Below are 24,993 nucleotides of genomic sequence, written 5' to 3'. Positions count from 1 at the left end.
GAAGCCGGTTCGCGTAAAGAAAACGCGTCAAACTAAAGAGCCTTAGGACCAAGTCCGATGTGCATGCTTTGCGACGATGAGAAGGCCTATCAGGCCTATATGAACTATCTCGACAAGATGGAGCGGCAGGGCAAGGCTGCCGATCCCAACGTCGCCGTCAATGCCGTGCTCGACGAGATCGAGGCCGCCGCGAACGCCGCCGCCAAGAATAAAGACGACCCGGCCAACGACAAAACCCTGTCTCCGTTCTTCTGCAGCCCGATCAATAAATGACCGATTTGACATTGCTGACGCTCGCCGAGGCCCGCAAGGGTCTCGCGGCAAAAACTTTCACGTCGCTCGAACTGACCGACGCGCATCTGAACGCGATCGAAGCCGCACGCGTGCTCAATGCCTTCGTCATGGAGACGCCCGATCGCGCGCGCGACATGGCGAAGGCCGTGGACGAGAAGATCGCCAAGGGTGAGGGCGGCCCGCTCGCCGGCATCCCGCTCGGCATCAAGGACCTGTTCGCGACCAAGGGCGTGCGCACCACGGCGTGCTCAAGGATCCTCGGCAATTTCGTGCCGACCTATGAGTCCACCGTGACCTCGCAGCTCTGGCGCGACGGCGCCGTGATGCTCGGCAAGCTCAACAATGACGAGTTCGCGATGGGCTCGGCGAACGAGACCTCCTGCTTCGGCCCCGTCGGCAATCCCTGGCGGCGTGAGGGAAGCAACACGACGTTGGTGCCGGGCGGCTCGTCCGGCGGCTCGGCGTCGGCCGTGGCGGCGCTGCTGTGCATGGGCGCGACCGCGACCGACACCGGCGGCTCGATCCGCCAGCCGGCGGCGTTCACCGCGACCGTCGGCATCAAGCCGACCTACGGCCGCTGCTCGCGCTGGGGCATCGTCGCCTTCGCCTCCTCGCTCGACCAGGCCGGTCCGATCGCGCGCAGCGTGCGCGATAGCGCGATGCTGCTGCGCTCGATGGCCGGGCACGATCCGAAGGACACGACGTCGGTCGACATTGCCGTGCCGGACTATGAGGCCGCGATCGGCAAGTCCGTGAAGGGCATGAAGATCGGTATCCCCAAGGAGTATCGTCTCGACGGCATGCCGGCCGAGATCGAAAAGCTCTGGAGTGAGGGGGCAGAGTGGCTGAAAGCCGCCGGTGCCGAGCTGGTCGAGGTGTCGCTGCCGCACACCAAATACGCGCTGCCGGCCTATTACATCGTGGCGCCGGCGGAGGCGTCCTCGAACCTGGCACGCTATGACGGCGTCCGCTACGGCCTGCGCGAGCAGGGCAAGAACATAATCGAGCTCTACGAGAACACCCGTGCCGAAGGTTTTGGTGCCGAGGTGCGTCGCCGCGTCATGATTGGCACCTATGTCCTCTCGGCCGGCTATTACGACGCCTATTACCTGCGCGCTCAGAAGGTGCGCACGTTGATCAAGAAGGACTTTGAGGATTGCTTCGCCAAGGGCGTCGACGCGATCCTGACCCCGGCGACGCCCTCCGCCGCCTTCGGCATCGGCGAGAAGAGCGGCGAAGATGCGGATCCTGTCGAGATGTACCTCAACGACATCTTCACGGTGACCGTGAACATGGCGGGCCTGCCGGGCATCGCCGTGCCCGCCGGCAAGGACGCGCAGGGCCTGCCGCTCGGCCTGCAGCTGATCGGCCGTCCGTTCGAGGAGGAGACGCTGTTCTCGCTCGGCGAGGTGATCGAGCAGGCCGCCGGCCGCTTCACGCCCGCGAGGTGGTGGTGAATGTCGCCGCGTTCATCGCGAGCCTCGACGGCGCGGCGCCCGCGCCGGATCTGAGCGCGCCGCTCGCCGGTCTCTGGTGGGCCGCGAAGGGCGACTGGGATCAGGCGCACATGATCGTTCAGGACGAGAGCAGCCGCGACGCTGCCTGGGTGCACGCCTATCTGCACCGGGTCGAAGGCGATCTCGGCAATGCCGGCTACTGGTATCGCCAGGCCGGCCAACCCGCGGCAAAGGATTCATTGGAGGCGGAGTGGGAGCGGATCGCTGCCACGCTGCTCGGGAGCAGGACATGAGCACGGCCACGCACAAGCTTCTCAAGGGCGCCACCGGTGACTGGGAGATGGTCATCGGCATGGAGATCCATGCCCAGGTGACCTCGAACTCGAAACTGTTCTCGGGCGCCTCGACCACATTCGGCGGCGAGCCGAACAGCCACGTGTCGCTGGTCGATGCCGCGATGCCGGGCATGCTGCCCGTCATCAACGAGGAATGCGTCAGGCAGGCTGTCCGGACCGGGCTCGGGCTGAACGCGCAGATCAATCTGCGTTCGGTGTTCGACCGCAAGAACTATTTCTATCCGGACTCGCCGCAGGGCTACCAGATCAGCCAGTACAAGTCGCCGATCGTCGGCGAAGGTGAGGTCGTGGTCGAACTGGATGGCGGCAAGACCGCGACCATCGGCATCGAGCGCCTTCATCTTGAGCAGGACGCCGGCAAGTTGCTGCACGACCAGTCGCCGACCATGTCCTATGTCGATCTCAACCGTTGCGGCGTGGCGCTGATGGAGATCGTCTCTAAGCCCGACATCCGCGACGCCGAGCAGGCCAAGGCCTATGTGACCAAGCTGCGCTCGATCCTGCGCTATCTCGGCACCTGCGACGGCGACATGGAGAAGGGATCTTTGCGCGCCGACGTCAACGTCTCCGTGCGCAAACCGGGCGCACCGCTCGGCACGCGCTGCGAGATCAAGAACATGAACTCGATCACCTTCATCGGCCAGGCGATCGAGTACGAGGCGCGGCGCCAGATCGAGATCCTCGAGGACGGCGGGGCGATCGACCAGGAAACGCGGCTCTACGACCCCAACAAGGGCGAGACGCGATCGATGCGGTCCAAGGAAGAGGCGCATGACTACCGCTACTTCCCCGATCCCGACCTGCTGCCGCTCGAATTCTCGCAAAGCTTCGTCGACGAGCTGAAGACAGAGCTGCCGGAGCTGCCGGACCAGAAGAAGGCGCGCTTCGTCGCTGATTTCGGCCTGTCGGCTTACGATGCGAGCGTGCTGGTCGCCGAGCGCGAGAGCGCGGTGTTCTACGAGACGGTGCTGGACACGCTCGGCAACCGTGCCCGCGACGGCAAGATGGCGGCGAACTGGGTGATCAACGAGCTGTTCGGCCGCCTCAACAAGGAAGGCCGGGGTATTACGGACTCTCCCGTCAACGCCGAGCAGTTGGCTGCGATCATCGACCTGATCGGCGAGGGCACGATCTCCGGCAAGATCGCCAAGGATCTGTTCGAGATCGTCTGGCAGGAGGGCGGCGATCCGCGCGCGCTGGTCGAAAGCCGCGGCATGAAGCAGGTCACCGATCTCTCGGCGATCGAGAAGGTGGTCAACGACATCATCGCGGCCAATCCCGACAAGGCCGCGCAGGTCAAGGACAGGCCGCAGTCGCTCGGCTGGTTCGTCGGCCAGGTGATGAAGGCGTCCGGCGGCAAGGCGAACCCGCAGAGCGTCAACGACCTCTTGAAGTCGAAGCTCGGCATCTGACGTCACACATTCGAACGAGGTGACGGATACGCTCCGTCACCTCGCTTCCGGTGCGCGCTGCGACGCTCGCGCACCCTCGGCGGCAAACTCCATCCCGACCGACGGCGATGCGGCGGCCGAATCGCCGCCACGCGATTCGCGCAAAACGGCGGCTTCCCTACGCGCTGACGAGCGCTTGCGCCGTTAAGCATGAAAATATTTTCGTTGCCAAAACTCGCGACTCAGAGTCCGCGAAGCGCGTTCGCGCGGCGATCGCGGGATCGACGATGCGCATCATTGCATCGCGCATGCGCGATGCGCGCGTGCAGAAAAATACTTGCTGCGTAGTGTTTTTCTGCAATCGCATCTCGCGCAAACGTTGACGATGCGGGCACTCCCCGCGATCGCAAGCACGCGTCATGCAGTGCGCCTGCACCGCGCTCGCCAAGCGTAGGCGCGTTGCGCCGTCAACACTTCTTTAAGCGAGAAGCTGTTTTTTTCGTCGTGTTGGTGTATTCGGGATGAGTGTGCACTCGATCCCCGACTGCATGCAGCGATTAAAGCCATCTCACACATCGGAGGGCAACATGGCCAAGAAAGCGAAGAAGGCGAAGAAGGCGAAGAAGGCGAAGAGCGCAGTGAAGAAGACTGCGAAGAAGACCCGCAAGGTCGCGAAGAAGAAGTAACTTCGACTTCTGAAGTTGCCGGCTCCTAGAGAGCCGGCACGTCATCAGCGCCTTCTAACAGGTTCTGGTCGGCGATAGAGGGTGTCGGCGAGACATCAGGCCAACGGTCGGATCGTTCTCTTTCGCGGGTTCGCTCGCCAAAGTACGGTCCGGCAGAAGAAACAAGTTTTCTTCGTTCGGTGCGGTTCTCCTTCTCAAGGGCTCCGCAATTTCACAAGCGGCCTTCGGGCCAACGTGGAATCTGGTCCTGACGTGTTCGCCGACGCCCTCGTTCTTTTGAGGCCGGGGTATTGCCGGCATTCCCTTTTCCCACATTGCTGATCTGACCGTGACGTGGCCGCGCTGCCTTGGGGCAGGCGAGAGCTGCGACGAACTGTCGTTTGCCGCGACGGTCGCCGCTCAGGCGCAATGCGAAGTCGTCGCTCCGATTCCTGAGTCGCGAGTTTCGCGCTGCGCGGGGTGGCGCCGCCGCGCGAGGCGCCCGTGTGGCCTTGCCAGCCCTCCAACAACGCGCCCCTCCCATAAATTGTAACCGCAGGGCGGGCGTCACCGCGCGCGATGGTTATCGTTCTCCCAAAATCCCAAGGTAAACCGAATCTGACGAATCGCAGAAGTGCCTGCAAAGCGGGGACTTTTTGCATTTGTCGTGCGCGCCCCGTGCGGGTGCGTTTACGTCTGCTTCATCGCGATACTTAAACTGCCATTCAAATTTGCCCGCCATCATCGCCTCCAACAAGCCGGCAAACGGCTTGGGCAAGAAGACTCGGGGATGAGTTGAACAGTTCTTTGGACGGGAGCCGCGCTCGGGGGAACGAGGCGGCAGAAAAAAAGGGGATGCGTTATGTTTCAGGGTACTTTCGATCTGGAGACGGCGACGCCGATCGACGCGAGCGCGCTGTCGGACGTGCTGTTCGAGCGCGGGATCTATTGGGCGAGCGGCCGCTCCGGCCTCGTCGACCTCGTCGCCGCGCATAAATGGTTCAACCTCGCCGCGCTGAAGGGCCGCAAGGACGCCGTGGCGCTGCGCCAGGAAGTCGCCGGGCAGATGTCGGACGCCGAGATCTCGGCCGCGCAGCGCGAGGCGAGGGCGTGGGTCTCGGCTCACTGAGCCGAGAATCGCATCCGCACCCCTGTCTTCACGGGGCGTCTGATTGCGCTCAATCAAGTTCCTTCGTCGTGTCGCCTCGGGACCCGCGGGGCATGACCGATCCGCCGCCCGACGACTCCGCTCTGGAACCCGGAGGGCCGCACAAGACGGGCCTCTTGCCGGGGATATGAAGGTCCTGGGCCTTCCGTCCCGGCGCGGCTCCGGCGTCTGGTTCAATATCTGAGCCGGCGAGGCGGTGCTGAATGCGCCCTCGCAGTGGGGGATCCGGCAATCCCGCCACTGGATGCACACATATATAGAGAGCGAGAATCGGCTGCGCGTGCCGCGCTGATCCTTGCGCCAGGCTTTCGCAGCCGTCCGGCGGTCGCTTTCAGGTGAAAGAACGCACAGACCTTGATTCTGCCGCTTGCGGCTCGCCGCCGTGTCGGGCATACCCGGCATATTGGAGACGTGGCCGAGTGGCTGAAGGCGGCGGTTTGCTAAACCGTTATAGGCTTGTAAAGGCCTATCGAGGGTTCGAATCCCTCCGTCTCCGCCAGCCGAGCTGTCCGCTCCGGTCTCAACAATCCCCGCCATCGATAAAGAGCCTTCGCAGCGCGCCTCGAGCCGTGACCATGCCTGCGCCTGGTGGAGAGTCGCGGGAAGACCTGTGTGCCTTCTCCTTGAGTCTCCTTCTGATTCCACGATTCGTGCGCGTCAAAGCCTGTTCAGGCCGAGGTTCCGTCCACAGTGCCTCAGGTGGGGAATTTTGACGGCAAACGGAACCGTCCTAGAAACATAAGTAAAAACAATATGTTGCGAAGGCGCTTCGATCACATCTGCGTGTTATTTGTGCAACACCCTTCGGAAAACAAACGTCATGGGCTCGCTACGGAGCGTTCTGTTGTTGTGTGTGCAAGGACGTTCGGTAATTGTGACTGAGCGACGGAGGGGGGCATCCCGAGGTCGTCCCGTTTTAGGTGGTTCGCTTAAGTCCCTCGCGTTCAGCGGGTGTGTCCGAAGGCGCGAAGCGACTAAGCGGTGAGTTAAGGGACAAGGGAACCAACCTTAGGGTGTCGTCACCCAGCGGATCCGGAACCTTCCCTATAGAGCAAACTTGGAGGTTTAACATGAAGTTGGTTAAGAGCCTTTTGCTCGGTTCAGCGGCAGGTCTGATTGCCGTTGGCGGAGCACAGGCAGCCGATCTCCCCGTGAAGGCCAAAGCGGTCGAATACGTGAAGATCTGCTCCCTGTACGGTGCCGGATTCTACTACATCCCGGGCACTGACACCTGCATCAAGCTGGGTGGTTACCTGCGTGCTGAAGTCGCGATCAACGCGACCGATTTCAACGGTAACTTCAGCAGCGTTAACGGTTCTCAAAACCGCCTGACGAACTACTACGTCACTCGCGCCCGTTCAGACCTCAACATCGACACACGCACTGCGACCGAGTACGGCGTGGTTCGTACCTTTGCTGATGTGGTCATGTCCTGGACGACGGATAACTACACGGGCAACGGCACCGGCAACGGCTCTACCGTTTACTCGCAGCTCGGCAGCTCGGGCGTTAGCGGACCCAACAATTCCAACGCAGGCGCAATCGCCGGCGGTACGCTTGGCGTCTACTACGCTTTCATCCAGTTCGCTGGCTTCACGATGGGTAAGGCGGTTGCCCAGTTCGACGCCCCCTGGACCAACTATCCGGGTAACAACTTCGACGGTCTGACTGGTGGCGGCGGCACGGTCACTGGTGTGAACCAGTTCACCTACACCGCTGACTTCGGTCAGGGCATCACTGCCGCGATTTCGGCCGTGGACCCGACCGCTTACTACCAGAGCAACCTGTACAACACCAGCGCCGGCCTTTCGGTCGCGAATTTTGGTACCGGCGGCTACGGCATCAATGCCTTCGGCGGCACGCGGGCTCCTGACATCCAGGGTATGGTCCGCATTGACCAGGCTTGGGGTCTGTTCCAGTTGTCCGCAGCGGCGCATAACAACCACGTAGCGTACTACGCGACTCCTGGTCTTGTCGGAACCGAAGCAGCCGGTCATCCCGGCGACAAGTGGGGCTGGGCTGTCCAGGCGGCTTTGTCCATCAAGAACATTCCGACTGGCGCGGGCGACGTGATCAACGTCCAGGCGGTCTACACTGACGGCGCGACCCGCTACAACTTCCAGAGCTTGGCTTCGCAGAACTATGCAATGTTCGGCGGTACCAACCTGGCTGGCGCCTATCAGAGCATTGGCCTTGCCGGCGCTGCTGATGGTGTGTTCGCCAACGGAACCGGCATCAGCACGGTTACGAGCTGGGGCTTCCGTGGCGCCTACACCCACAACTGGGATGCGTACTGGAACACGGCAATCTACGGATCGTACGCTCAGCTGAAGTACGGCAACGGTGGTGCGGCTCTCGTTTGCGGCCAACTCGCTACGTTGGGTGCCGCCACCGCGGGTATCACCTCTTGCAACCCGGACTTCAACATCGGCACGATCGGTCTGATCACCCGCTGGACGCCGGTGAAGAACCTGACCTTCTCGGCGGACGTGGCTTACACCATGCTCGACCAGAAGTTCGCGGGCACGATCAGCACGCTCGCCGCTGGCCCTGCGTTTGTTGTGGCCAAGCCGGGTGCCGTGTACGAGCTGAAGGATCAGAGCACGGTCAGCATGCTGCTCCGCGCTCAGCGCAACTGGTAAGTTTGGTCTAACGACCTGACAGAGAGCCCCGGCGGGAAACCGCCGGGGCTTTTCTTTTGGTGAACGGGCTTGCGACCCGGCAACGCAGGCCAAGCTGGTGCCTCGCCCCCGTGACCGGTCGCTCGCTACGCCTCAGGTCGCGGCCGTTGCAGAAGGGGCGGTCACTGCTCTGCACGTCATCTCCGGCGCGCCCGTGGTCCGCCCGTCGCTTTCGGACACGGCGAGCGATCATCTCGCCGACTGACCTCGCCGCGGAGGCGAGGGCTTCCCTTTGCTCCGCCGCACTCGAAATCGAACGGGTCAGATCTGGCAGATGGGTCCCAGAACTGACGAGGTCGGGCGGCCAATTTCGAGCTTCTCAGGTTTGGGTTCCGCTGCCGCCGAGTTGACGACGGCGGCCCGGCGTTGCGGCTGACATCTTCTCTACTCTCCGCGCTGTCTGCTTAACCCGAAACGGACCTTTGATCTGGATCAACCCGGAGGAGTGCCGCTTCGTTTCTGTACGCCTCACCATCCGTCAAAGACCCCACTATCGAAAAGCGCATATCAAGCGAAGCAACTCTTCGAGCGGTGTGAAGCAACGCAGGCCGCTGATGTACGGGCCCGGGGGGCGGGATGAATCTGGCTGATACGAAATCGTTGTCTGGCTCCGGACAATCGTTCGAAGATCCAGCGGGTGAGGGGATGCCTTACGTGCCGGGCGGCACGTTTCGCATGGGCTCGGATCGGCATTATCCAGAGGAAGCGCCGGCCTATCTCGTTACCGTTGACGAATTCTGGATGGATCGCGCGCCGGTCACCAACCGCCAATTCCGCAAATTCTTGAACGCGACCGGCTACGTCACTGTCGCCGAAATTACACCTGATGCGAAGGACTATCCGGGCGCTCTGCCGCACACGCTCATGGCCGGCTCGCTGGTCTTCACGCCACCTAAGCGAGCGCTCGCCGCAGGCGGCGGACTGGACGGCGCGGAATTCGCCTGGGGTGACAAGCAATTCCCCGGCGCCAGGCATATGGCAAACAGCTGGCAGGGCACTTTCCCGCACCAGAATCCTGCGGCTGATGGCTTCGAACGCACTTCGCCCGTCACCGCATTCCCGGCCAACGGTTACGGCCTGCACGACATGATCGGCAATGTCTGGGAGCGGACCGCCGATTGGTATTCGCAGAAGCACGAAGCCGACATCCCGAAAGTCTGCTGCATCCCGCAAAATCCTCGCGGCGGGCCCAATGGCGCGAGCTACGACTCTTGTCAGCCGACACTCGGGATTCCGCGCAAGGTGCTCGAAGGCGGCTCGCATCTTTGCGCTCCCAACTACTGCCGCCGCTATCGTCCGGCCGCGCGTCATGCCGAGCCGATCGACACCTCAGCAAGCCATCTCGGCTTCAGGTGCATCACCAGGAAGAGGATCACGTCATGAGTAACGATAGGATTCCGGAAAAGCCTGAGATGAGCACGGGACCAATCGGCGGAGGATTGAAACGCCGCGATCTCTTGTTGAGTGGTAGTTCTCTCGTCGCCGCTTCGGCGCTCTCGGCCGTCGGACTGACGAGCCCGGCACAAGCGCAGCAGCCGGCACCAGCACCCGCAGCGGCCGGCCAGCGGCCAAACATCGTCTTCATCATGGGTGACGACATCGGCTGGTTCAATATCGGTGCCTACCACCAGGGCATCATGGCAAGCCGGACACCGAACCTCGACAAGCTCGCCGCGGAAGGCATGCGCTTCACCGACTACTATGCCGAGGCCAGCTGCACGGCGGGCCGCGCCAACTTCATCACCGGAGAGCTGCCGATTCGTACCGGGCTTACCACGGTCGGCCAGGCAGGCTCCCCGATCGGCATGCCGGCGCAAGCGCCGACCATTGCGACCGCGCTGAAATCCATGGGGTACGCCACGGGGCAGTTCGGCAAGAACCACCTCGGTGACCTCAACGAGTTCCTGCCGACCGTGCACGGCTTCGATGAGTTCTTTGGCTACCTCTATCACCTCGACGCGATGGAGGACCCGGCCCACCGCAATTACCCGCAATCGCTGCTGGCCACCGTCGGTCCGCGCAACATGGTTCATTCATGGGCGACCAACGTCGACGATCCGACAGTGCAGACGCGCTGGGGCAAGATCGGCAAGCAAAAGATCGAGGACGCCGGAACGCTTTACCCAAAGCGGATGGAGACGGTGGATGACGAAATCCTGAAGATCACGTTCGACTTCATCGACAAGGCCAAGCGGGACAACAAGCCGTTCTTCGTCTGGCTCAACCCGACGCGCATGCACATCGTCACCCACCTCTCTGAAAAATACGAGAACATGCGCAACTCCGAAAACGGCTGGTCAGTTTCCGAGGGCGGATTCGCACAGCTCGACGATATCGTCGGCGCCGTCATGAAGAAGCTCAAGGACGAGGGCTTCGACGACAATACGATCGTCGCGTTCACAACCGACAACGGCGCGGAAAACTTCACCTGGCCGGACGGCGGACAGACGCCGTTTGCGGGCGGCAAGGGAACGGCGCTGGAAGGCGGCTTCCGTGTGCCTTGCATGATCCGCTGGCCGGGCAACGTGCCCGCAGGAAAGGTCGAGAACGCCATTATGTCAGGACTCGACTGGTTCCCGACCTTCGTCGCCGCAGCGGGCAATCCGAATATCGCCGAGGAGCTGAGGAAGGGAAAGCAACTCGGCGACAAGACCTACAAGGTCTACCTCGACGGGTACAACCAGATGGACCTGATTACCGGGAAAGGCCCGTCTGCTCGCCACTCGGTCTTCTATTTCACTGAGGGCACACTGAGCGCGGTGCGCATCGACGACTTCAAATATCGCTTCACTGATCAGCCGGGCGGCTGGTTGGGCGGCACGGTCAAGGTTGATTGGCCGATCCTCACCAATATCCGCCTCGATCCCTTCGAACGCACGAACATGCCCAACGGCGCGCAAGGGTCGATGGCATTCTATAACTGGTTTGTCTTCGAGTTCTGGCGGTTCCAGTTCGTGCAGCAGGAGGTCGGCAAGCTTGCGCAGACGGCGATCGAGTTTCCGCCGATGCAGAAGGGCGCGAGCTTCAACCTGGAAGCCGTCAAGGAGCAGATCGAAAAGGCCATGCAGTCGCAGGCCGGCAAGTAGGATATGGGGCGACGGGCGCCCCAAGCCCCGGGAGTGGCGCGAGCTGCCGATCTGACCAACGACATCGGCAGCTCTCAAGGGTGCGCTCTGGAATGGCGCCTCACGAGATTACTCTCGAAGGCTCAAGCCGGACGACGGCGGATGTCCGGCGCTTGCCGCCGATGCTCCCGGCAGCGAATCGAGAGAAGGCGCCGCTATTCCACGCTGCCGGTGCCGCGGCGCAGGTCAGCCTCGATCTGCAACCGTGTGCCGCCGCCGAAGCGCGCACGGTAGACCTGAAGATTCTCCATGATCCGCTGCACGTAGTTGCGCGTCTCGGAGAACGGAATCAGCTCGACCCAGTCGACCGCGTCGACCTTGGGATCGCGCGGGTCGCCGTAGCGGTCGACCCATTTCTTCACGCTGCCGCGGCCGGCATTGTAGGCGGCAAAGGTCATGATGTAGGAGCCGCGGTAGTCCTCGAGCAGTCCGCCGAGCTCGGCCGAGCCGAGCGTGGCGTTGTAGACCGAATCATTCTTCAGCCGCCCCAGATCGTAGGTCGCGCCGTGCCGCTTGCAGACATAACGCGCGGCGTCCGGCGTCACCTGCATCAGTCCGTAAGCCTGCGCCGGCGAGACCACGGAGGGGTTGAACGCGCTTTCCTGCCGCGCGATCGCATAGACGATGCTGCGCTCGACCTCGGGGCCGATCGGCGTGAACTGCGGAATGCCGTTGACGGGATACGCGTAGAAGTCGAACGGCAGGCCGCGGTTGAGCGCGGCCTTGCCGAGCAGCAGCATGCCGCGCGCGTCGCTGTAGCGCTGGCTGAGCTCGCCGAGGCCGGCAAGTGCCTCGGGATCGCCGTTCTCGCCCATGTCGGCGAGCATGGGCACGGCCATCTCGCGCTCGTCGAGCTCGTAGAGCAGGTGCGCGGCGCGCACGATCTCCAGCCGTTCGGCGCCGCGGCCGCGCGGCTGGCTGTTGAGCTCGATCTGCGGCAGGCCGAGTTTCGCGCGCGCGAGCTGGCCGTAATAGCTGGTGGACTGCTCGGCCGCCCGGGCGTAGGCGTTGCGCGCCTCCTGCTGGCGGCCCGCCGCTTCCGCCGCGCGGCCCTGCCAATAGCCGGCGCGCGCCAGCGTGGTCGGATTGACGCTGCCGACGCCGATGCGGGCGAAATGCTGGGTGGCGGCCGCGGGATCGTTGAGGAAGCGCAGCGCGATCCAGCCCGCCGTGAACTCCTGCTCGGTCTTGTAGATGTCGCGCGAGGGCAGGGCCGCGTCGCGCGCGATCAGATAGGCGCTGCGGAATTCCTCGGTGTCGATCATCTTGCGCGCCAGCAGGCGCCGCTCGATCCACCATTCGTCGAGATTGTAGAGCCGGTTCGGATCCTTCGGCGCCGACAGCATCAGCTGGGCGGCTTCGGCGAACTTCTCTTCGCGGCGCAGGAGCTGGATCTTGCTGAAGATGAAGCCGGGATCGTTGTGCAGCTCGCGCGGCACGGCGTCGAGCAGCGCGCGCGCATTCGGCGCTTTCTTGACGGCGGCGATGCGGGCCTTGGCCAGCGCGACATAGCCGGCGCCGAGGCGCTTTGCGGCGCGGAGCGCAGCTTCGTTCTCGCTGCCATAGAGCAGGGTGTCCATCCGCGCCTTCTGGTCGCCCGGCGTCAGCAGGGCGCCGAACTGGTCGAGCGCGTTGTTCTCGGTCTCCTCCGACATCGGATCACTGCGCCAGGCCTCGCGCACCAGCCGCTCGGCATTGGCGCGGTCGCCGCGCGCCAGCATCGCCTTGGCGAGCGTGAAGCGGCCCTTGGCGGACACAGGCGATTCATTCTCGAACCACGACCACGCGACCGAATCGTCGCGCCTGTCGTCCCACATCGCGGCCTCGAGGCGCCGGCGCAGGAACGTCTGCGACGGCCAGCTCGGATTGGCGGAGAGGAAGGCGCGATAGCGTTCCACGGTCGCGCCATTGTCCTCGCTGCGCAGGATGATCCATTCGGCGAGCTTTCGTGCGACGGGATCCGAGATCGAGGCGGCGTAATTCGTGGCGTCGGCCGCCTTGCGCTTGCGCACGAGCTCGATGACGTTCTCGAGCGTGTCCTTGTCGGCCTGCGACGTCGAGGAGGTCGCAGCGACCGCAGCCGGCGTGACCGGCTTGCGCGGCGTGGCGTGCTGGCGGGTCGCCGGCGCAAGCAGAGGAGCTGCGACGGGTTTGGTGACGGGCGCCGGGGCGGCAGACCTGACGGTGGTCGTCACGGCCGGCGCGGGTGCGGTTTTGGGCGGCGAGCCGTTGGCGGTCGGCTGTGATTTTGGCGCGGCGGCTGCGGGCTTGGGCTTGTCCTTGGCGGGTTCCTTGCCGGCGTTCTTGCCTGCATCCTTGGCGGCGTCCTTGCCAGGTTTCTTCGCGGCATCCTTGGGCGGGGCGGTAGCCGCTCCCTTGCTCGTGCCCTTCGGTGCTTCCTTGCCGGTTCCCTTCGGTGTTTGCTTTGGTGTTTCCTTGGCTGGTCCCTTCGCGGGGTCCTTGGCCGCCGGCTTCACGGCGTCCTTGGCCCCGTCCGCGGTCGTCTCATTGGACTTGGCCAGGGCGGCGCAGCCGACCGACAGCCCCGCCATGAGGCACACGGCCAGACCGGTGGATCGCCATGCGGCACGAGGAAAGGAGGTCACGGCGTTTGGTCGCCCCGAATCAGTCAGTTGGCCCAAGACCTAGCTGTATTTGATTGAATATGCGGACAAAATACCAACAGCTGCTTACCTTTGCCGGGTTTGCACCATTACCGCGGCAAAATCGCGGCCTAAACGGTGCGTCACACGGAGGCGGGTCTTTTACCCGCGGGATAGACCCGATATGAATGCGGCTTGCTCACAAGAGATAGCCGCGTACGGAGGAAGTCCATGGCAGCCAAGACGAAATTCCGGGGATCGTTCACCGCCTTGGTCACGCCGTTCAAGAACGGCTCGCTGGACGAGGCGGCGTTCCGCTCGCTGGTCAACTGGCAGATCTCGGAGGGCACCAACGGCCTGGTCCCGGTCGGCACCACCGGCGAGAGCCCGACGCTCAGCCATGACGAGCACAAGAAGGTCGTCGAATGGTGCATCGCTGAAGCCAAGGGGCGCGTGCCCGTGGTCGCGGGTGCCGGCTCCAACTCGACCAAGGAGGCGATCGAGCTCGCGCAGCACGCCGAGAAGGCCGGCGCGGACGCCGTGCTGGTCGTGACGCCCTATTACAACAAGCCGACCCAGGAAGGGATGTACCAGCACTTCAAGGCGATCAACGATGCGATCGGCATCCCGATCATCATCTACAACATTCCGCCGCGCTCGGTGATCGACATGTCGGTCGACACCATGAAGCGGCTGTGGGAGCTGAAGAACATCGCCGGCGTCAAGGACGCCACCGCCAGCATGGTCCGCGTCTCGCAGCAGCGCGCGGCGATGGGCGAGGATTTCAACCAGCTCTCCGGCGAGGACGCGACCATCCTCGGCTACATGGCGCATGGCGGCCACGGCTGCATCTCGGTGACCTCGAACGTCGCGCCGCGCCTGTGCTCGGAATTCCAGGCCGCCTGGGCGAAGGGCGACACCAAGGCGGCGCTCGCAATCCACGACAAGCTGATGCCGCTGCACAACAATCTCTTCATCGAGAGCAATCCGGCGCCGATCAAGTACGCGATGTCGCTGCTCGGCAAGCTGGACGAGACGCTGCGGCTGCCGATGGTTCCGGTCACCGAGCCGACGCGCGTTGCCGTGCGCAGCGCCATGGTTCATGCTGGGCTGATCAATTGATTTAGCCAACCGGGGAGCCGTTCATGAGCGTCGACGAGAAGGGCAGGAAGATGCTCACGGAGTTCCGCGAATTTGCCATGAAGGGCAACGTCGTCGATCTCGCGGTTGGCGTCATCATCGGCGCGGCCTTCGGCGCCATCGTCACTTCGCTCGTCGGCGACGTGATCATGCCGATCATCGGCGCGGCTACCGGCGGGCTCGACTTCTCGAACTACTTCACGCCACTTTCGAGCAAGGTCACCGCCGCAAATCTCGCGGACGCAAAAAAGCAGGGCGCCGTCTTGGCTTGGGGTAGCTTCCTCACGCTGACGATCAACTTCATCATCATCGCCTTCGTGCTGTTCCTGGTGATCCGTGCCATGAACACCTTGAAGCGCAAGGAGGAGGCTGCGCCCGCCGCTCCACCAAAACCGTCGGCCGAGGTCGAACTGCTGACCGAGATCCGCGATCTCCTCAAGAAGTCTTGACGCGCGCGCTTCATCCAAACTGTTAGCGTCCTCGCGCATCTCGATCAGGTTTGTCTTCCATGGCCGACAAGAACGAACGTCCAATCAAGGTCATGGCGGAAAATCGCAAGGCCCGCTTCAACTATGCGATCGAAGACACGATCGAGGCGGGCATTGCGCTCACCGGCACCGAGGTCAAGTCGATCCGCAACGGCAAGAGTACGATCGCGGAGTCCTACGCCGATTCCAAGGACGGCGAGATCTGGCTGATCAACGCCACCATTCCCGAATATCTCCAGGGCAACCGCTTCAATCACGAACCCAAGCGGCCGCGAAAGCTGCTTCTGCATCGCAAGCAGATCAACAAGCTGATGGGCGCGGTCGACCGCGAAGGCATGACGCTGATCCCGCTCAAGCTCTATTTCAACGAGCGCGGGCGGGCCAAGCTGCAGCTGGCAGTTGCAAAAGGCAAGAAGCTGCACGACAAACGCGAGTCCGAGAAGAAGCGCGACTGGAGCCGGGAGAAGGGCCGACTGTTGCGGGCGAGGGGATAGCGGCAAGAGGACGGGATGACTCAGAAGAACCTGCTCGAAGTCGATTGGAGCCAGATTCCCGCACCCGCCGACGACGGCGGCGCCGCGCATCTCAAGGGCCTGACCTTGCCTCCGGTCAGCCTGCTCGCGACCGACGATACGTCGGTGAATCTGTCAGCGCTCTCCGGTCGGACCGTGGTGTTCGCCTATCCACGCACCGGCGAGCCCGGCAAGATCGGGCTGGTCGACGATTGGGACATGATCCCGGGCGCGCGCGGTTGCACGCCGCAGACTTGCGCGTTTCGTGATCTGTTTGCCGAGCTGAAAGCCGCCGGCGCCGCCCAGGTGTACGGCCTCTCGACCCAGAGCAACGCGTACCAGACCGAGATGGCGTCAAGGCTGCACCTGCCGTTCCCCGTGCTGTCGGACGAGAAGCTGGCGCTGACGCGCGCCCTCAATCTGCCGACCATGGAGGTCGCTGGCCTGACCTTGATCAAGCGGCTTGCGCTGATCATCGACGATGCCGAGGTCACGCATGTGTTCTATCCGGTGTTTCCGCCCGACCGGAACGCCGGCGATGTCCTGGACTGGCTGAAGGCCAATCGAGCCGAGCCCTAGTCCAGGTCGGCCTTCACCTTCGCGAACACGCTGCGGAACATATCCGTCGTCAGCACGCCGGTGTTCGTATTGTAGCGCGAGCAATGATAGCTGTCGTAGAGCCTGAATGCGCCTGCCTGATGCACGGCGCCGTGGCCGAAGGGAGCTTGCGAGGCCTTCAGGTTCAGCGGTTTGAGCACCGTGTCGTGCGCAATGCGTCCGAGCGCGACGATGGCGCGCAGCTTCGGCATCGTCGCGAGATTCGCCCCGAGGAACTGGCGGCAGGTGTTGATCTCGACCGGCAGCGGCTTGTTCTGCGGCGGAACGCAATGCACGGCGTTGGCGATCCGGCAGTCGACCAGCTTCAGGCCGTCGTCGGGCCGCGCCTGATAGGTGCCCTTGGCGAAGCCGTATTCGAGCAGCGTGGCGTAGAGCAGATCGCCGGCATAGTCGCCGGTGAAGGGGCGGCCGGTGCGGTTGGCGCCCTGCATGCCTGGCGCCAGGCCAACGATCAGCAGGCGCGCCTTGATGTCGCCGAAGGGGGGGACCGGCGCATTGTGCCACAACGGCTCACGCGCGCGGTTCGCCTCGCGAAAGGCGACCAGGCGCGGACAAAGCGGACAGTCACGGTCGGGGACGAGGGTGAGAGGCTGGCGGCTTGACCGGGCCGCCTCACTCCTCGAAGTCGTCATCGCCCCTCGGCGCCATCGTGGTCGCGCGCTGGAGGAACTGCGGGGCGTGATGGCGTCCCTCGCCACGCTCGCCGCGGTCACGCGGGGCGGGGCGTTCGGACGGGTCGCGGCCGAGCTTGGATTGCAGCTCGACGAGGTCGGTGAAGACGTCGGCCTGGCGGCGCAGCTCGTCGGCGATCATCGGCGGCTGGCTCGCGATGGTGGAGATCACGGTGACCCGGACGCCGCGGCGCTGGACGGCTTCGACCAGGGAGCGGAAGTCGCCGTCACCCGAGAACAGCACCATCTGGTCGATGTGCTCGGCGAGCTCCATGGCGTCCACGGCGAGCTCGATGTCCATGTTGCCCTTGACCTTGCGGCGGCCGGAGGCGTCGATGAACTCCTTGGTCGCCTTGGTGACGACCGTGTAGCCGTTGTAGTCGAGCCAGTCGATCAGCGGGCGGATCGAGGAGTATTCCTGATCCTCGATGATCGCGGTGTAGTAGAACGCCCGCAACAGCGTCCCGCGGCTCTGAAACTCCTTCAGCAGGCGCTTGTAGTCGATGTCGAAGCCCAGAGTTTTCGCCGTCGCGTAGAGATTGGCCCCGTCGATGAAGAGCGCGATCTTGTTAGTGGCAGAAGGTGACATTCAGTTTGCTCGCGTAGCGTTCGTGATTGATCGTTTATTGTTGGCGCGGCGACAGCAAGCCGCGCAGTCTTATGGTGCCGCCGAAACCCGTCGAAACCGCAAATCCGGAGAAGTCGTGGCAATCAAGGTATAGTTATGGCGGACCTGCATACGCCCGGCGCCACCCTCAATGGCAGCCCGGCAAACCACCCATCCCAGCCCCAATGTGGGGGTAGCAGAGCCGTTTGGCGAGGCCAAATCACAAATTGGCCTTGCGAAATCGCCCTGTCCCCTATAACTAGCCCCAATCATCCACATATTTCGTCCCACCCACAACGGAGCGACAGTCCATGGCTCGCGTCACCGTAGAAGATTGTATCGACAAGGTCGACAACCGGTTTGACCTAGTCCTGCTGGCCGCCCACCGGGCCCGCATGATTTCGTCCGGTTCACAACTAACGGTTGACCGCGATAACGACAAGAACCCCGTTGTGTCTTTGCGCGAAATTGCGGACGAAACCATCTCGCCGGAGGACCTCCGCGAGGAGCTGGTCCACTCGCTCCAGAAATTCGTCGAGGTCGACGAGCCCGAGCCCGATACGGTCCCGCTGATCGGTTCCGCCGGTGCCAGCGTCGATGCCGACGATACCGAAGTTGCCGTTGAGCGCATGACCGAAGAGGAGCTCCTGAAGGGCCTCGAGGGCCTCGCGCCGCCGGAAGAACAGCCCGAGGAGGACGAGTAATCGTCCCGTCGCAGTCGTCGACTTCTTGTGATCTTATCAAAGGCCCGAACCCGTGTTCGGGCCTTTGCTTTTGTTGGCGTTTTCGTGGTTACCATAGCGTTGCCGCATCGCGTTGCTTGCCTGTCACCGAATTGATCGGACGCACGCGCGATCGGGGCTAAGATGTATGCAACGGGCGGCTGATGGTCCGTTTGAAGGCAGGATGGCATGGTGTATCGGCGCCGGAGACAAACGCAGATGCTGGCCGCAACCGAATCGGTTGCCGTGGCCCCGACTGCGCCGGTGGGGCGCCCGGCCAAGCCTCGCGCGCGGATGATGCGTCAATATGACCTCGTCGAGCGCGTCAGGTCCTACAATCCCAATACCAACGAAGACCTGCTGAACCGCGCCTATGTCTACGCCATGAAGGCGCACGGCTCGCAGACCCGTGCCTCGGGCGATCCGTACTTCTCGCACCCGCTCGAAGTGGCGGCGATTCTCACCGATCTGAAGCTCGACGATGCCACCATCGTGGCCGCGCTGCTGCACGACACGATCGAGGACACCGAGGCGACGCGTGCCGAGATCGACCAGATCTTCGGACCCGAGATCGGCGCGCTGGTCGAGGGCCTGACCAAGCTGAAGCGGCTGGAACTGGTGTCGCGCGAGGCCAAGCAGGCCGAGAACCTGCGCAAATTGTTGCTGGCCATTGCCGACGATGTCCGCGTTCTGCTGGTCAAGCTCGCCGACCGCCTGCACAACATGCGTACGCTGGACTTCGTGCCGACGGAGTCGCGACGGCGCATTGCCGAAGAGACGCTCGACATCTATGCGCCGCTGGCCGGACGCATGGGCATGCAGGAAATGCGCGAGGAGCTGGAGGATTTGTCCTTCCGCACCCTCGATCCCGAAGCCTATTCGGTGGTGATGCAGCGGCTCGACGCGCTCGCCGAGCGCAACCGCAACCTGATCGGCGAAATCGAGGACCAGCTCTCCAACAATCTGCGCCACCGGGGGCTGGGCGCGCGGGTCTATGGCCGCCGCAAGAAGCCGTTCTCGATCTGGACCAAGATGGAGCGCAAGTCGGTCGGCTTCGAGCAATTGTCCGACATCTTCGGCTTCCGCCTCGTCGTCAACGACATCGAGGCCTGCTATCGCGCGCTCGGCATCGTCCACACCAACTGGCCGGTCGTGCCCGGACGTTTCAAGGACTACATCTCGACGCCGAAGCAGAACGACTACCGCTCGATCCACACCACCGTGATCGGCCCCGGCAACCAGCGCGTCGAGCTGCAGATCCGTACCGAGGCGATGGACCAGATCGCCGAGCGCGGCATCGCCGCACACGTGTTCTACAAGGAAGACGTGGGCTCGCCGACCGAGTTTCTCAAGCGCGAGTCCAATGCGTTCGCCTGGTTGCGCCACACCATCGGCATCCTCTCGGAGAGCGCCAACCCCGAGGAGTTCCTTGAGCACACCAAGCTCGAGCTGTTCCACGACCAGGTGTTCTGCTTCACCCCGAAGGGCAAGCTGATCGCGCTGCCGCGCCATGCCAATGTGATCGACTTCGCCTATGCCGTGCATACCGACGTCGGCAACAGCGCCGTCGGCTGCAAGATCAACGGCCAGTTCGCGCCGCTGTCCTCGGAGCTCCAGAACGGCGACGAGGTCGAGGTGCTGACCTCGGAGGCGCAAGCAGCGCCGCCGTCGGCCTGGGAAACGCTCGCGGTCACCGGCAAGGCGCGCGCCGCGATCCGCCGCGCCACCAGGACTGCGGTGCGCGACCAATATGTCGGTCTCGGCCGGCGCATCGTCGAACGCCTGTTCGAGCGCGCCAAGATCGAATACGCCGACGACAAGCTCAAGGGCGCGCTGCCGCGGCTGGCGCGCACCTCGATCGAGGACGTCATGGCGGCGGTCGGCCGTGGCGAGATCAAGGCCTCCCACGTCGCGCGTGCGATGTATCCCGACTACAAGGAGGAGCGCATCGCGCGCTACGGCGTCAAGAAGGGGCTCGCCGCCAAGCTCAGGGAGAAGTCGTCGGAGCCGCCGCGCAGCCCGGTCGCGATCCCGATCCGCGGCATCAATTCCGACCTGCCGGTGAAGTTCGCGCCGAACGGCGGCGCCGTGCCCGGGGACCGCATCGTCGGCATCGTCACGCCGGGCGAGGGGATCACGATCTACCCGATCCAGGCGCCGGCCCTGAAGGATTTCGAGGAGGAGCCGGAGCGCTGGCTCGACGTGCGCTGGGACATCGAGGATTCCGCGCCGCAGCGCTTCCCGGCCCGCATCAAGGTCGAGAACGTCAACGAGCCCGGCGCGCTGGCGCAGATCGCGACCGTGATCGCCGAGCACGACGGCAACATCGACAACATCAGCATGCAGCGCCGCTCGCCCGACTTCACCGAGACGACGATCGATCTCGAAGTCTACGATCTGAAGCATTTGAGCGCGATCCTCGCCCAGTTGCGCGCGAAGGCGGTCGTCGCCCGCGTCGAACGTGTTAATGGATAGACGCCTTTCGTAGGCGTCCGTCCCCCCGATTTCGTGAGTCCTGAAATGCCCGCACTTCCGCTCCGCCTCGGCGTCAATGTCGACCATGTCGCGACCCTTCGTAACGCGCGCGGCGGCCGCAATCCCGATCCGGTGCGCGCCGCGCTGCTTGCGATCGAGGCCGGCGCCGACGGCATTACCGCGCATCTGCGCGAGGATCGCCGCCACATCCGCGATGAGGACATGGCGCGGCTGAAGGCCGAGATCTCCAAGCCGCTCAATTTCGAGATGGCGGCGACCGACGACATGATGCGCATCTCGCTCGCGACCAAGCCGCACGCGGTGTGCCTCGTGCCGGAGCGCCGCCAGGAGGTGACGACCGAAGGCGGCCTCGACGTCGTCGGCCAGCACGATGCGCTCGCGCCCTACATCGCACGGTTGAACGATGCGGGCATCCGGGTCTCGCTGTTCATCGCCGCGGATCCCGCGCAGATCGAGATGGCGGCGCGGCTGCGTGCGCCCGTGATCGAGATCCACACGGGGGCCTGGTGCGACGCCGTCGTCGACGGCCACACCGGGAAGGCCGAGGCGGAATGGCAGCGGATCGTGGCAGGGGTGAAGCTGGCCAAGGAAGCGGGGCTCGAGGTTCATGCGGGCCATGGGCTCGACTATGCGACGGCGGAGACCATCGCGGCGCTGCCGGAGATCATGGAGCTCAACATCGGCTACTACATGATCGGCGAGGCGCTGTTCGTCGGGCTCGCCGAGACGGTGCGCAGCATGCGCGCGGCGATGGACCGCGGCCGGAGCCGGGCATGATCATCGGCATCGGCTCCGACCTGATCGACATCACCCGCGTCGGCAAGGTGATCGAGCGCCATGGCGAGCGTTTCCTCGACCGGATCTTCACCGCGGCCGAGCGGGCCAAGGCGGAGCGGCGCGCCAAGAGCGAGAAGATGGTGGTCGCGACCTACGCCAAGCGCTTCGCGGCCAAGGAGGCCTGCTCGAAGGCGCTCGGCACCGGCATCCGGAACGGTGTCTGGTGGCGCGATATGGGGGTGGTCAACCTGCCGGGAGGGCGGCCGACCATGCAGTTGACGGGTGGGGCGCTGGCCCGGCTCCAGGCCCTGACGCCCGAGGGGTTCGAGGCGAAGATCGACCTGTCGATCACCGACGACTGGCCGCTGGCGCAGGCCTTCGTCATCATTTCTGCCGTGCCGCTGGCCACGCCCTGACCGTCAGCGGGCCGTTTTTATAATTCTCATTAAAAATCAATGACTTATTCAGTTTTGATGCGATCCTTGATTGCGTGGCCCCCGACAACCGTCTAAAAGTCCGCGGACGCAAATCAGCCTGGGCGAATTCGGCTTTACGCCGGAATTGGCCCTCATTATCAGAATCAGGACAATCTCCTTGGGCCGCGAAGCGATGGGCTGTTCGCGAAAGGAGGGCGCTCTGTGACCGCCGGCCGGAATTGAGAGAGCAATGAGCGTGACTTCGGGAACGAAAACTGAAAGCGGCGTCGGCGAAACGATCCGCGTCGTGATCCACGCTCTCCTGATCGCGCTCGTGATCCGCACGTTCCTGTTCCAGCCGTTCAACATTCCGTCCGGCTCGATGAAGGCGACGCTGCTGGTCGGCGACTATCTGTTCGTCTCGAAATATTCCTACGGCTATAGCCACTACTCGATCCCGTTCTCGCCGCCGCTGTTCTCGGGGCGGATCTGGGGCTCGGACCCGAACCGCGGCGACATCGTCGTGTTCCGTCTGCCGAAGGACGACTCCACCGATTACATCAAGCGCGTCATCGGCCTTCCCGGCGACCGCGTCCAGATGAAGGATGGGCTGCTCTACATCAACGACACTCCGGTCGAGCGGCAGCGCATGAGCGAATTTGTCGGCGAGGATCCCTGCGGCTCCGAAGGCGGGGGCATCTCGCGGGTGAAGCGCTGGAAGGAAACGCTGCCGAACGGCGTGTCCTATGAGACGCTGGACTGCGCCGATAACGGCTACATGGACAACACCAACGTCTACAACGTGCCGCCGGGCCATTTCTTCATGATGGGCGACAACCGTGACAACTCCACCGACAGCCGCTTCCTCGGCCAGGTCGGCTACGTGCCGCAGGAGAATTTGATCGGCCGCGCCCAGATGATCTTCTTCTCCATCGCCGAAGGCGAGCATGCCTGGATGTTCTGGCGCTGGCCTTGGGCGGTGCGCTGGAACCGTTTCTTCAAAATCGTCCGATGAAAGACGAAGCCAAGGACATCCCGATCCAATCGACCGAGCCCGCGGCGGCCGCCGACGGCGAAGCGGCGACCAAGACGCTTGCGACCAAGACGCCTGAAACCAAGACACCTGAAACCAAGACACCTGCAAAGAAGAAGCGGGTGCGCAGCAGCAAGGCCAAGGGCTCGGATGCGAACGCAGCGCTCGAGGCGCGCATCGGCCACGGCTTTGCCGATCCGAATCTGCTGATGCAGGCGATCACGCATGTCTCGGCGCTGAAGTCCGGGCGCAAGCGCGGCGACAGCTATCAGCGGCTGGAATTCCTGGGCGACCATGTGCTGGGGCTCGTCGTCTCCGACATGCTCTATCACGCCTTCCCGAATGCCGACGAGGGCGAGCTATCCAAGCGACTTGCCGAACTGGTGCGCAAGGAGAGCTGCGCCGACGTTGCCAAGTCGCTCGGTCTGCTCGACGACGTCAAGCTCGGTTCGGTCGGGCCGAGCGCCGATGCCCGCCTGCGCAAGAGCGTGCTCGGCGACATCTGCGAGGCCGTGATCGGCGCCGTCTTCCTCGACGGTGGCTACGCGGCGGCGGCGGAATTCGTCAGGCGCAACTGGACCGAACGCATGCACAAGCCGCGGCGTCCCCTGCGCGATCCCAAGACCGTGCTGCAGGAATGGGCGCAGGGGAAGGGGCTGCCGACGCCGGTTTACCGCGAGGTCGAGCGCACCGGCCCGCATCACGATCCGCAGTTCCGCGTCGCGGTGGATCTGCCGGGATTGGCGCCGGCCGAAGGCGTCGGTGGCAGCAAGCGTGCAGCGGAGAAGGTGGCGGCCTCAGTGATGATCGAACGTGAAGGTGTTGGCGGCGGCAATGACGGCTGAAGCAAGCGGCGAGGCGCCCTCCGCAACGCGCTGCGGCTTCGTTGCGCTGATCGGCGCGCCGAATGTCGGAAAATCCACGCTGGTCAATGCGCTGGTCGGGGCCAAGGTCACGATTGTCTCGCGCAAGGTGCAGACCACGCGCGCGCTGATCCGCGGCATCGTCATCGAGGACAACGCGCAGATCATCCTGGTCGACACGCCGGGCATCTTCCTGCCCAAGCGCCGGCTCGACCGCGCCATGGTCTCGACGGCCTGGAGCGGGGCGCATGACGCCGACCTCGTCTGCGTGCTGCTCGACGCCAAGACCGGGATTGATGAAGAGGCCGAGGCGATCCTCACCAAGGCCGCGAGCGTCAATCACGACAAGATCTTGGTCATCAACAAGGTCGATCTGGTCCAGCGCGAGAAGCTCCTGGCGCTGGCGCAGGCCGCCAACGAACGCATGGCCTTCGCGAAGACCTTCATGATCGCGGCGATCTCGGGCGACGGCGTCGACGACCTCAGGCATACGCTGGCCGAAATCGTGCCGCCGGGCCCGTTCCTCTATCCCGAAGACCAGATGTCGGACGCGCCGATGCGGCAGCTTGCGGCCGAGATCACGCGCGAGAAGATCTATCGCAAGCTGCACCAGGAATTGCCCTACCAATCCACGGTCGAGACCGACAAGTGGGAAGAGCGCAAGGACAAGTCGGTGCGCATCGAGCAGACGATCTTCGTCGAGCGCGAGAGCCAGCGCAAGATCGTGCTCGGCGCAGGCGGCGCCACCATCAAGTCGATCGGCGCGGACTCGCGCAAGGAGATCGGCGAGATCCTGGGCGTGCCGGTGCACCTGTTCCTGTTCGTCAAGGTGCGCGAAAACTGGGGTGACGATCCCGATCGCTATCGCGAGATGGGCCTGGAATTTCCCAAAGAATAACCAAGAAAAGAT

General features: G+C 63.7%; 22 protein-coding genes and 1 tRNA gene. 20 read left to right on the top strand and 3 right to left on the bottom strand.

The genetic code is table 11. From position 1 onward, the window contains the following. Window positions 1-57: 57 nt before the first annotated feature. The 9 genes from ACKWRH_RS25775 (at window position 58) to ACKWRH_RS25735 (ending at window position 11,098) form a co-directional block, all read left to right on the top strand. Window positions 58-273 (top strand): hypothetical protein, encoded by a 216-nt coding sequence (locus tag ACKWRH_RS25775; protein ID WP_354268054.1) that lies wholly within the window; start codon window positions 58-60, stop codon window positions 271-273. Then, complete coding sequence (gene gatA / locus ACKWRH_RS25770; protein ID WP_445215804.1) at window positions 270-1,751, top strand: Asp-tRNA(Asn)/Glu-tRNA(Gln) amidotransferase subunit GatA; 1,482 nt, start codon at window positions 270-272, stop codon at window positions 1,749-1,751. The genes ACKWRH_RS25775 and gatA overlap by 4 nt, the downstream gene beginning before the upstream one ends. After that, window positions 1,742-2,044: a hypothetical protein gene (locus ACKWRH_RS25765; protein WP_445215803.1), complete on the top strand. Its 303-nt coding sequence runs from the start codon at window positions 1,742-1,744 to the stop codon at window positions 2,042-2,044. Before gatA ends, ACKWRH_RS25765 begins: the two co-directional genes overlap by 10 nt. Beyond that, complete coding sequence (gene gatB / locus ACKWRH_RS25760) at window positions 2,041-3,519, top strand: Asp-tRNA(Asn)/Glu-tRNA(Gln) amidotransferase subunit GatB (protein WP_445215802.1); 1,479 nt, start codon at window positions 2,041-2,043, stop codon at window positions 3,517-3,519. Before ACKWRH_RS25765 ends, gatB begins: the two co-directional genes overlap by 4 nt. 1,506 nt (window positions 3,520-5,025) lie before the next feature. Continuing rightward, window positions 5,026-5,292 carry a hypothetical protein gene (locus tag ACKWRH_RS25755; protein WP_014494734.1) on the top strand — a complete coding sequence of 89 codons (267 nt, stop codon included), beginning with the start codon at window positions 5,026-5,028 and terminating at the stop codon, window positions 5,290-5,292. 444 nt (window positions 5,293-5,736) lie between these two features. Continuing rightward, window positions 5,737-5,830, top strand: a tRNA-Ser gene (locus ACKWRH_RS25750). A gap of 571 nt (window positions 5,831-6,401) precedes the next feature. Further along, entirely contained in the window at window positions 6,402-7,973 is a 1,572-nt protein-coding gene (locus ACKWRH_RS25745; RefSeq protein ID WP_445215801.1) for a porin, read from the top strand. A gap of 615 nt (window positions 7,974-8,588) precedes the next feature. Continuing rightward, window positions 8,589-9,395 carry an SUMF1/EgtB/PvdO family nonheme iron enzyme gene (locus tag ACKWRH_RS25740; RefSeq protein ID WP_445215800.1) on the top strand — a complete coding sequence of 269 codons (807 nt, stop codon included), beginning with the start codon at window positions 8,589-8,591 and terminating at the stop codon, window positions 9,393-9,395. A 29-nt stretch (window positions 9,396-9,424) separates the two neighbouring features. Continuing rightward, window positions 9,425-11,098: an arylsulfatase gene (locus ACKWRH_RS25735; protein WP_445222477.1), complete on the top strand. Its 1,674-nt coding sequence runs from the start codon at window positions 9,425-9,427 to the stop codon at window positions 11,096-11,098. Between the two features lie 194 nt (window positions 11,099-11,292). Here ACKWRH_RS25735 and ACKWRH_RS25730 read toward each other — a convergent pair whose 3' ends face one another. Next, window positions 11,293-13,689 carry a transglycosylase SLT domain-containing protein gene (locus ACKWRH_RS25730; protein ID WP_445222476.1) on the bottom strand — a complete coding sequence of 799 codons (2,397 nt, stop codon included), beginning with the start codon at window positions 13,687-13,689 and terminating at the stop codon, window positions 11,293-11,295. Between the two features lie 282 nt (window positions 13,690-13,971). Between ACKWRH_RS25730 and dapA the strand changes: the two genes are divergently transcribed. Genes dapA through ACKWRH_RS25710 form a run of 4 tightly spaced genes read left to right on the top strand, consistent with a single transcriptional unit; the run spans window position 13,972 to window position 16,459 of the window. Then, on the top strand, window positions 13,972-14,862 hold the full coding sequence (dapA, locus tag ACKWRH_RS25725; RefSeq protein WP_038975901.1) for a 4-hydroxy-tetrahydrodipicolinate synthase: 891 nt from the start codon (window positions 13,972-13,974) through the stop codon (window positions 14,860-14,862). A gap of 50 nt (window positions 14,863-14,912) precedes the next feature. After that, window positions 14,913-15,329, top strand: coding sequence for a large conductance mechanosensitive channel protein MscL (gene mscL, locus ACKWRH_RS25720; protein WP_445222475.1), 417 nt, complete (start codon window positions 14,913-14,915; stop codon window positions 15,327-15,329). Between the two features lie 59 nt (window positions 15,330-15,388). Then, complete coding sequence (smpB, locus tag ACKWRH_RS25715; protein WP_008133025.1) at window positions 15,389-15,862, top strand: SsrA-binding protein SmpB; 474 nt, start codon at window positions 15,389-15,391, stop codon at window positions 15,860-15,862. Between the two features lie 15 nt (window positions 15,863-15,877). After that, on the top strand, window positions 15,878-16,459 hold the full coding sequence (locus ACKWRH_RS25710; protein WP_445215799.1) for a peroxiredoxin: 582 nt from the start codon (window positions 15,878-15,880) through the stop codon (window positions 16,457-16,459). Here the strand turns inward: ACKWRH_RS25710 and ACKWRH_RS25705 are convergent. Continuing rightward, window positions 16,456-17,130: a uracil-DNA glycosylase gene (locus ACKWRH_RS25705; protein WP_445215798.1), complete on the bottom strand. Its 675-nt coding sequence runs from the start codon at window positions 17,128-17,130 to the stop codon at window positions 16,456-16,458. The genes ACKWRH_RS25710 and ACKWRH_RS25705 overlap by 4 nt on opposite strands. Beyond that, window positions 17,111-17,758, bottom strand: coding sequence for a LabA-like NYN domain-containing protein (locus ACKWRH_RS25700; RefSeq protein ID WP_014494741.1), 648 nt, complete (start codon window positions 17,756-17,758; stop codon window positions 17,111-17,113). The genes ACKWRH_RS25705 and ACKWRH_RS25700 overlap by 20 nt, the downstream gene beginning before the upstream one ends. 329 nt (window positions 17,759-18,087) lie before the next feature. On the opposite strand from ACKWRH_RS25700, the gene rpoZ reads away from it, so the two are divergent. The 7 genes from rpoZ to era all read left to right on the top strand — a co-directional run bounded on the left by rpoZ (window position 18,088) and on the right by era (window position 24,981). Beyond that, the gene (rpoZ, locus tag ACKWRH_RS25695) at window positions 18,088-18,480 is read left to right on the top strand and encodes a DNA-directed RNA polymerase subunit omega (protein ID WP_014494742.1); all 393 of its coding nucleotides are present in this window, start codon (window positions 18,088-18,090) and stop codon (window positions 18,478-18,480) included. Window positions 18,481-18,687: 207 nt separating this feature from the next. After that, a complete protein-coding gene (locus tag ACKWRH_RS25690; protein WP_445215797.1) occupies window positions 18,688-20,973 on the top strand; it encodes a RelA/SpoT family protein in 2,286 nt (761 codons plus the stop codon). 45 nt (window positions 20,974-21,018) lie between these two features. Further along, on the top strand, window positions 21,019-21,771 hold the full coding sequence (locus ACKWRH_RS25685; RefSeq protein WP_445215796.1) for a pyridoxine 5'-phosphate synthase: 753 nt from the start codon (window positions 21,019-21,021) through the stop codon (window positions 21,769-21,771). Then, window positions 21,768-22,187, top strand: coding sequence for a holo-ACP synthase (acpS, locus tag ACKWRH_RS25680; protein WP_445215795.1), 420 nt, complete (start codon window positions 21,768-21,770; stop codon window positions 22,185-22,187). The genes ACKWRH_RS25685 and acpS overlap by 4 nt, the downstream gene beginning before the upstream one ends. Before the next feature lie 250 nt (window positions 22,188-22,437). After that, entirely contained in the window at window positions 22,438-23,202 is a 765-nt protein-coding gene (lepB, locus tag ACKWRH_RS25675) for a signal peptidase I (protein WP_015685654.1), read from the top strand. Next, a complete protein-coding gene (gene rnc, locus ACKWRH_RS25670; RefSeq protein ID WP_445215794.1) occupies window positions 23,199-24,065 on the top strand; it encodes a ribonuclease III in 867 nt (288 codons plus the stop codon). The genes lepB and rnc overlap by 4 nt, the downstream gene beginning before the upstream one ends. Next, a complete protein-coding gene (era, locus tag ACKWRH_RS25665; protein WP_445215793.1) occupies window positions 24,055-24,981 on the top strand; it encodes a GTPase Era in 927 nt (308 codons plus the stop codon). Before rnc ends, era begins: the two co-directional genes overlap by 11 nt. Window positions 24,982-24,993 lie beyond the last annotated feature (12 nt).

The sequence above is a fragment of the Bradyrhizobium sp. Pa8 genome (genome assembly GCF_052588265.1).
The sequence above is the reverse complement of the archived record's forward strand: the minus strand, read 5'-3'. Positions and strand labels throughout refer to the sequence as shown.

What these genes read in the sequence shown, in the direction of transcription:
- ACKWRH_RS25775 (WP_354268054.1), top strand. Translation starts at nt 58, where the DNA reads ATGTGCATGCTTTGCGACGATGAGAAGGCCTATCAGGCCTATATGAAC.
- gatA (WP_445215804.1), top strand. Translation starts at nt 270, where the DNA reads ATGACCGATTTGACATTGCTGACGCTCGCCGAGGCCCGCAAGGGTCTC.
- gatB (WP_445215802.1), top strand. Translation starts at nt 2,041, where the DNA reads ATGAGCACGGCCACGCACAAGCTTCTCAAGGGCGCCACCGGTGACTGG.
- ACKWRH_RS25755 (WP_014494734.1), top strand. Translation starts at nt 5,026, where the DNA reads ATGTTTCAGGGTACTTTCGATCTGGAGACGGCGACGCCGATCGACGCG.
- ACKWRH_RS25745 (WP_445215801.1), top strand. Translation starts at nt 6,402, where the DNA reads ATGAAGTTGGTTAAGAGCCTTTTGCTCGGTTCAGCGGCAGGTCTGATT.
- ACKWRH_RS25740 (WP_445215800.1), top strand. Translation starts at nt 8,589, where the DNA reads ATGAATCTGGCTGATACGAAATCGTTGTCTGGCTCCGGACAATCGTTC.
- ACKWRH_RS25735 (WP_445222477.1), top strand. Translation starts at nt 9,425, where the DNA reads ATGAGCACGGGACCAATCGGCGGAGGATTGAAACGCCGCGATCTCTTG.
- ACKWRH_RS25730 (WP_445222476.1), bottom strand. Translation starts at nt 13,689, where the DNA reads ATGGCGGGGCTGTCGGTCGGCTGCGCCGCCCTGGCCAAGTCCAATGAG.
- dapA (WP_038975901.1), top strand. Translation starts at nt 13,972, where the DNA reads ATGGCAGCCAAGACGAAATTCCGGGGATCGTTCACCGCCTTGGTCACG.
- mscL (WP_445222475.1), top strand. Translation starts at nt 14,913, where the DNA reads ATGCTCACGGAGTTCCGCGAATTTGCCATGAAGGGCAACGTCGTCGAT.
- smpB (WP_008133025.1), top strand. Translation starts at nt 15,389, where the DNA reads ATGGCCGACAAGAACGAACGTCCAATCAAGGTCATGGCGGAAAATCGC.
- ACKWRH_RS25710 (WP_445215799.1), top strand. Translation starts at nt 15,878, where the DNA reads ATGACTCAGAAGAACCTGCTCGAAGTCGATTGGAGCCAGATTCCCGCA.
- ACKWRH_RS25705 (WP_445215798.1), bottom strand. Translation starts at nt 17,130, where the DNA reads ATGACGACTTCGAGGAGTGAGGCGGCCCGGTCAAGCCGCCAGCCTCTC.
- ACKWRH_RS25700 (WP_014494741.1), bottom strand. Translation starts at nt 17,758, where the DNA reads ATGTCACCTTCTGCCACTAACAAGATCGCGCTCTTCATCGACGGGGCC.
- rpoZ (WP_014494742.1), top strand. Translation starts at nt 18,088, where the DNA reads ATGGCTCGCGTCACCGTAGAAGATTGTATCGACAAGGTCGACAACCGG.
- ACKWRH_RS25690 (WP_445215797.1), top strand. Translation starts at nt 18,688, where the DNA reads ATGGTGTATCGGCGCCGGAGACAAACGCAGATGCTGGCCGCAACCGAA.
- ACKWRH_RS25685 (WP_445215796.1), top strand. Translation starts at nt 21,019, where the DNA reads ATGCCCGCACTTCCGCTCCGCCTCGGCGTCAATGTCGACCATGTCGCG.
- acpS (WP_445215795.1), top strand. Translation starts at nt 21,768, where the DNA reads ATGATCATCGGCATCGGCTCCGACCTGATCGACATCACCCGCGTCGGC.
- lepB (WP_015685654.1), top strand. Translation starts at nt 22,438, where the DNA reads ATGAGCGTGACTTCGGGAACGAAAACTGAAAGCGGCGTCGGCGAAACG.
- rnc (WP_445215794.1), top strand. Translation starts at nt 23,199, where the DNA reads ATGAAAGACGAAGCCAAGGACATCCCGATCCAATCGACCGAGCCCGCG.
- era (WP_445215793.1), top strand. Translation starts at nt 24,055, where the DNA reads ATGACGGCTGAAGCAAGCGGCGAGGCGCCCTCCGCAACGCGCTGCGGC.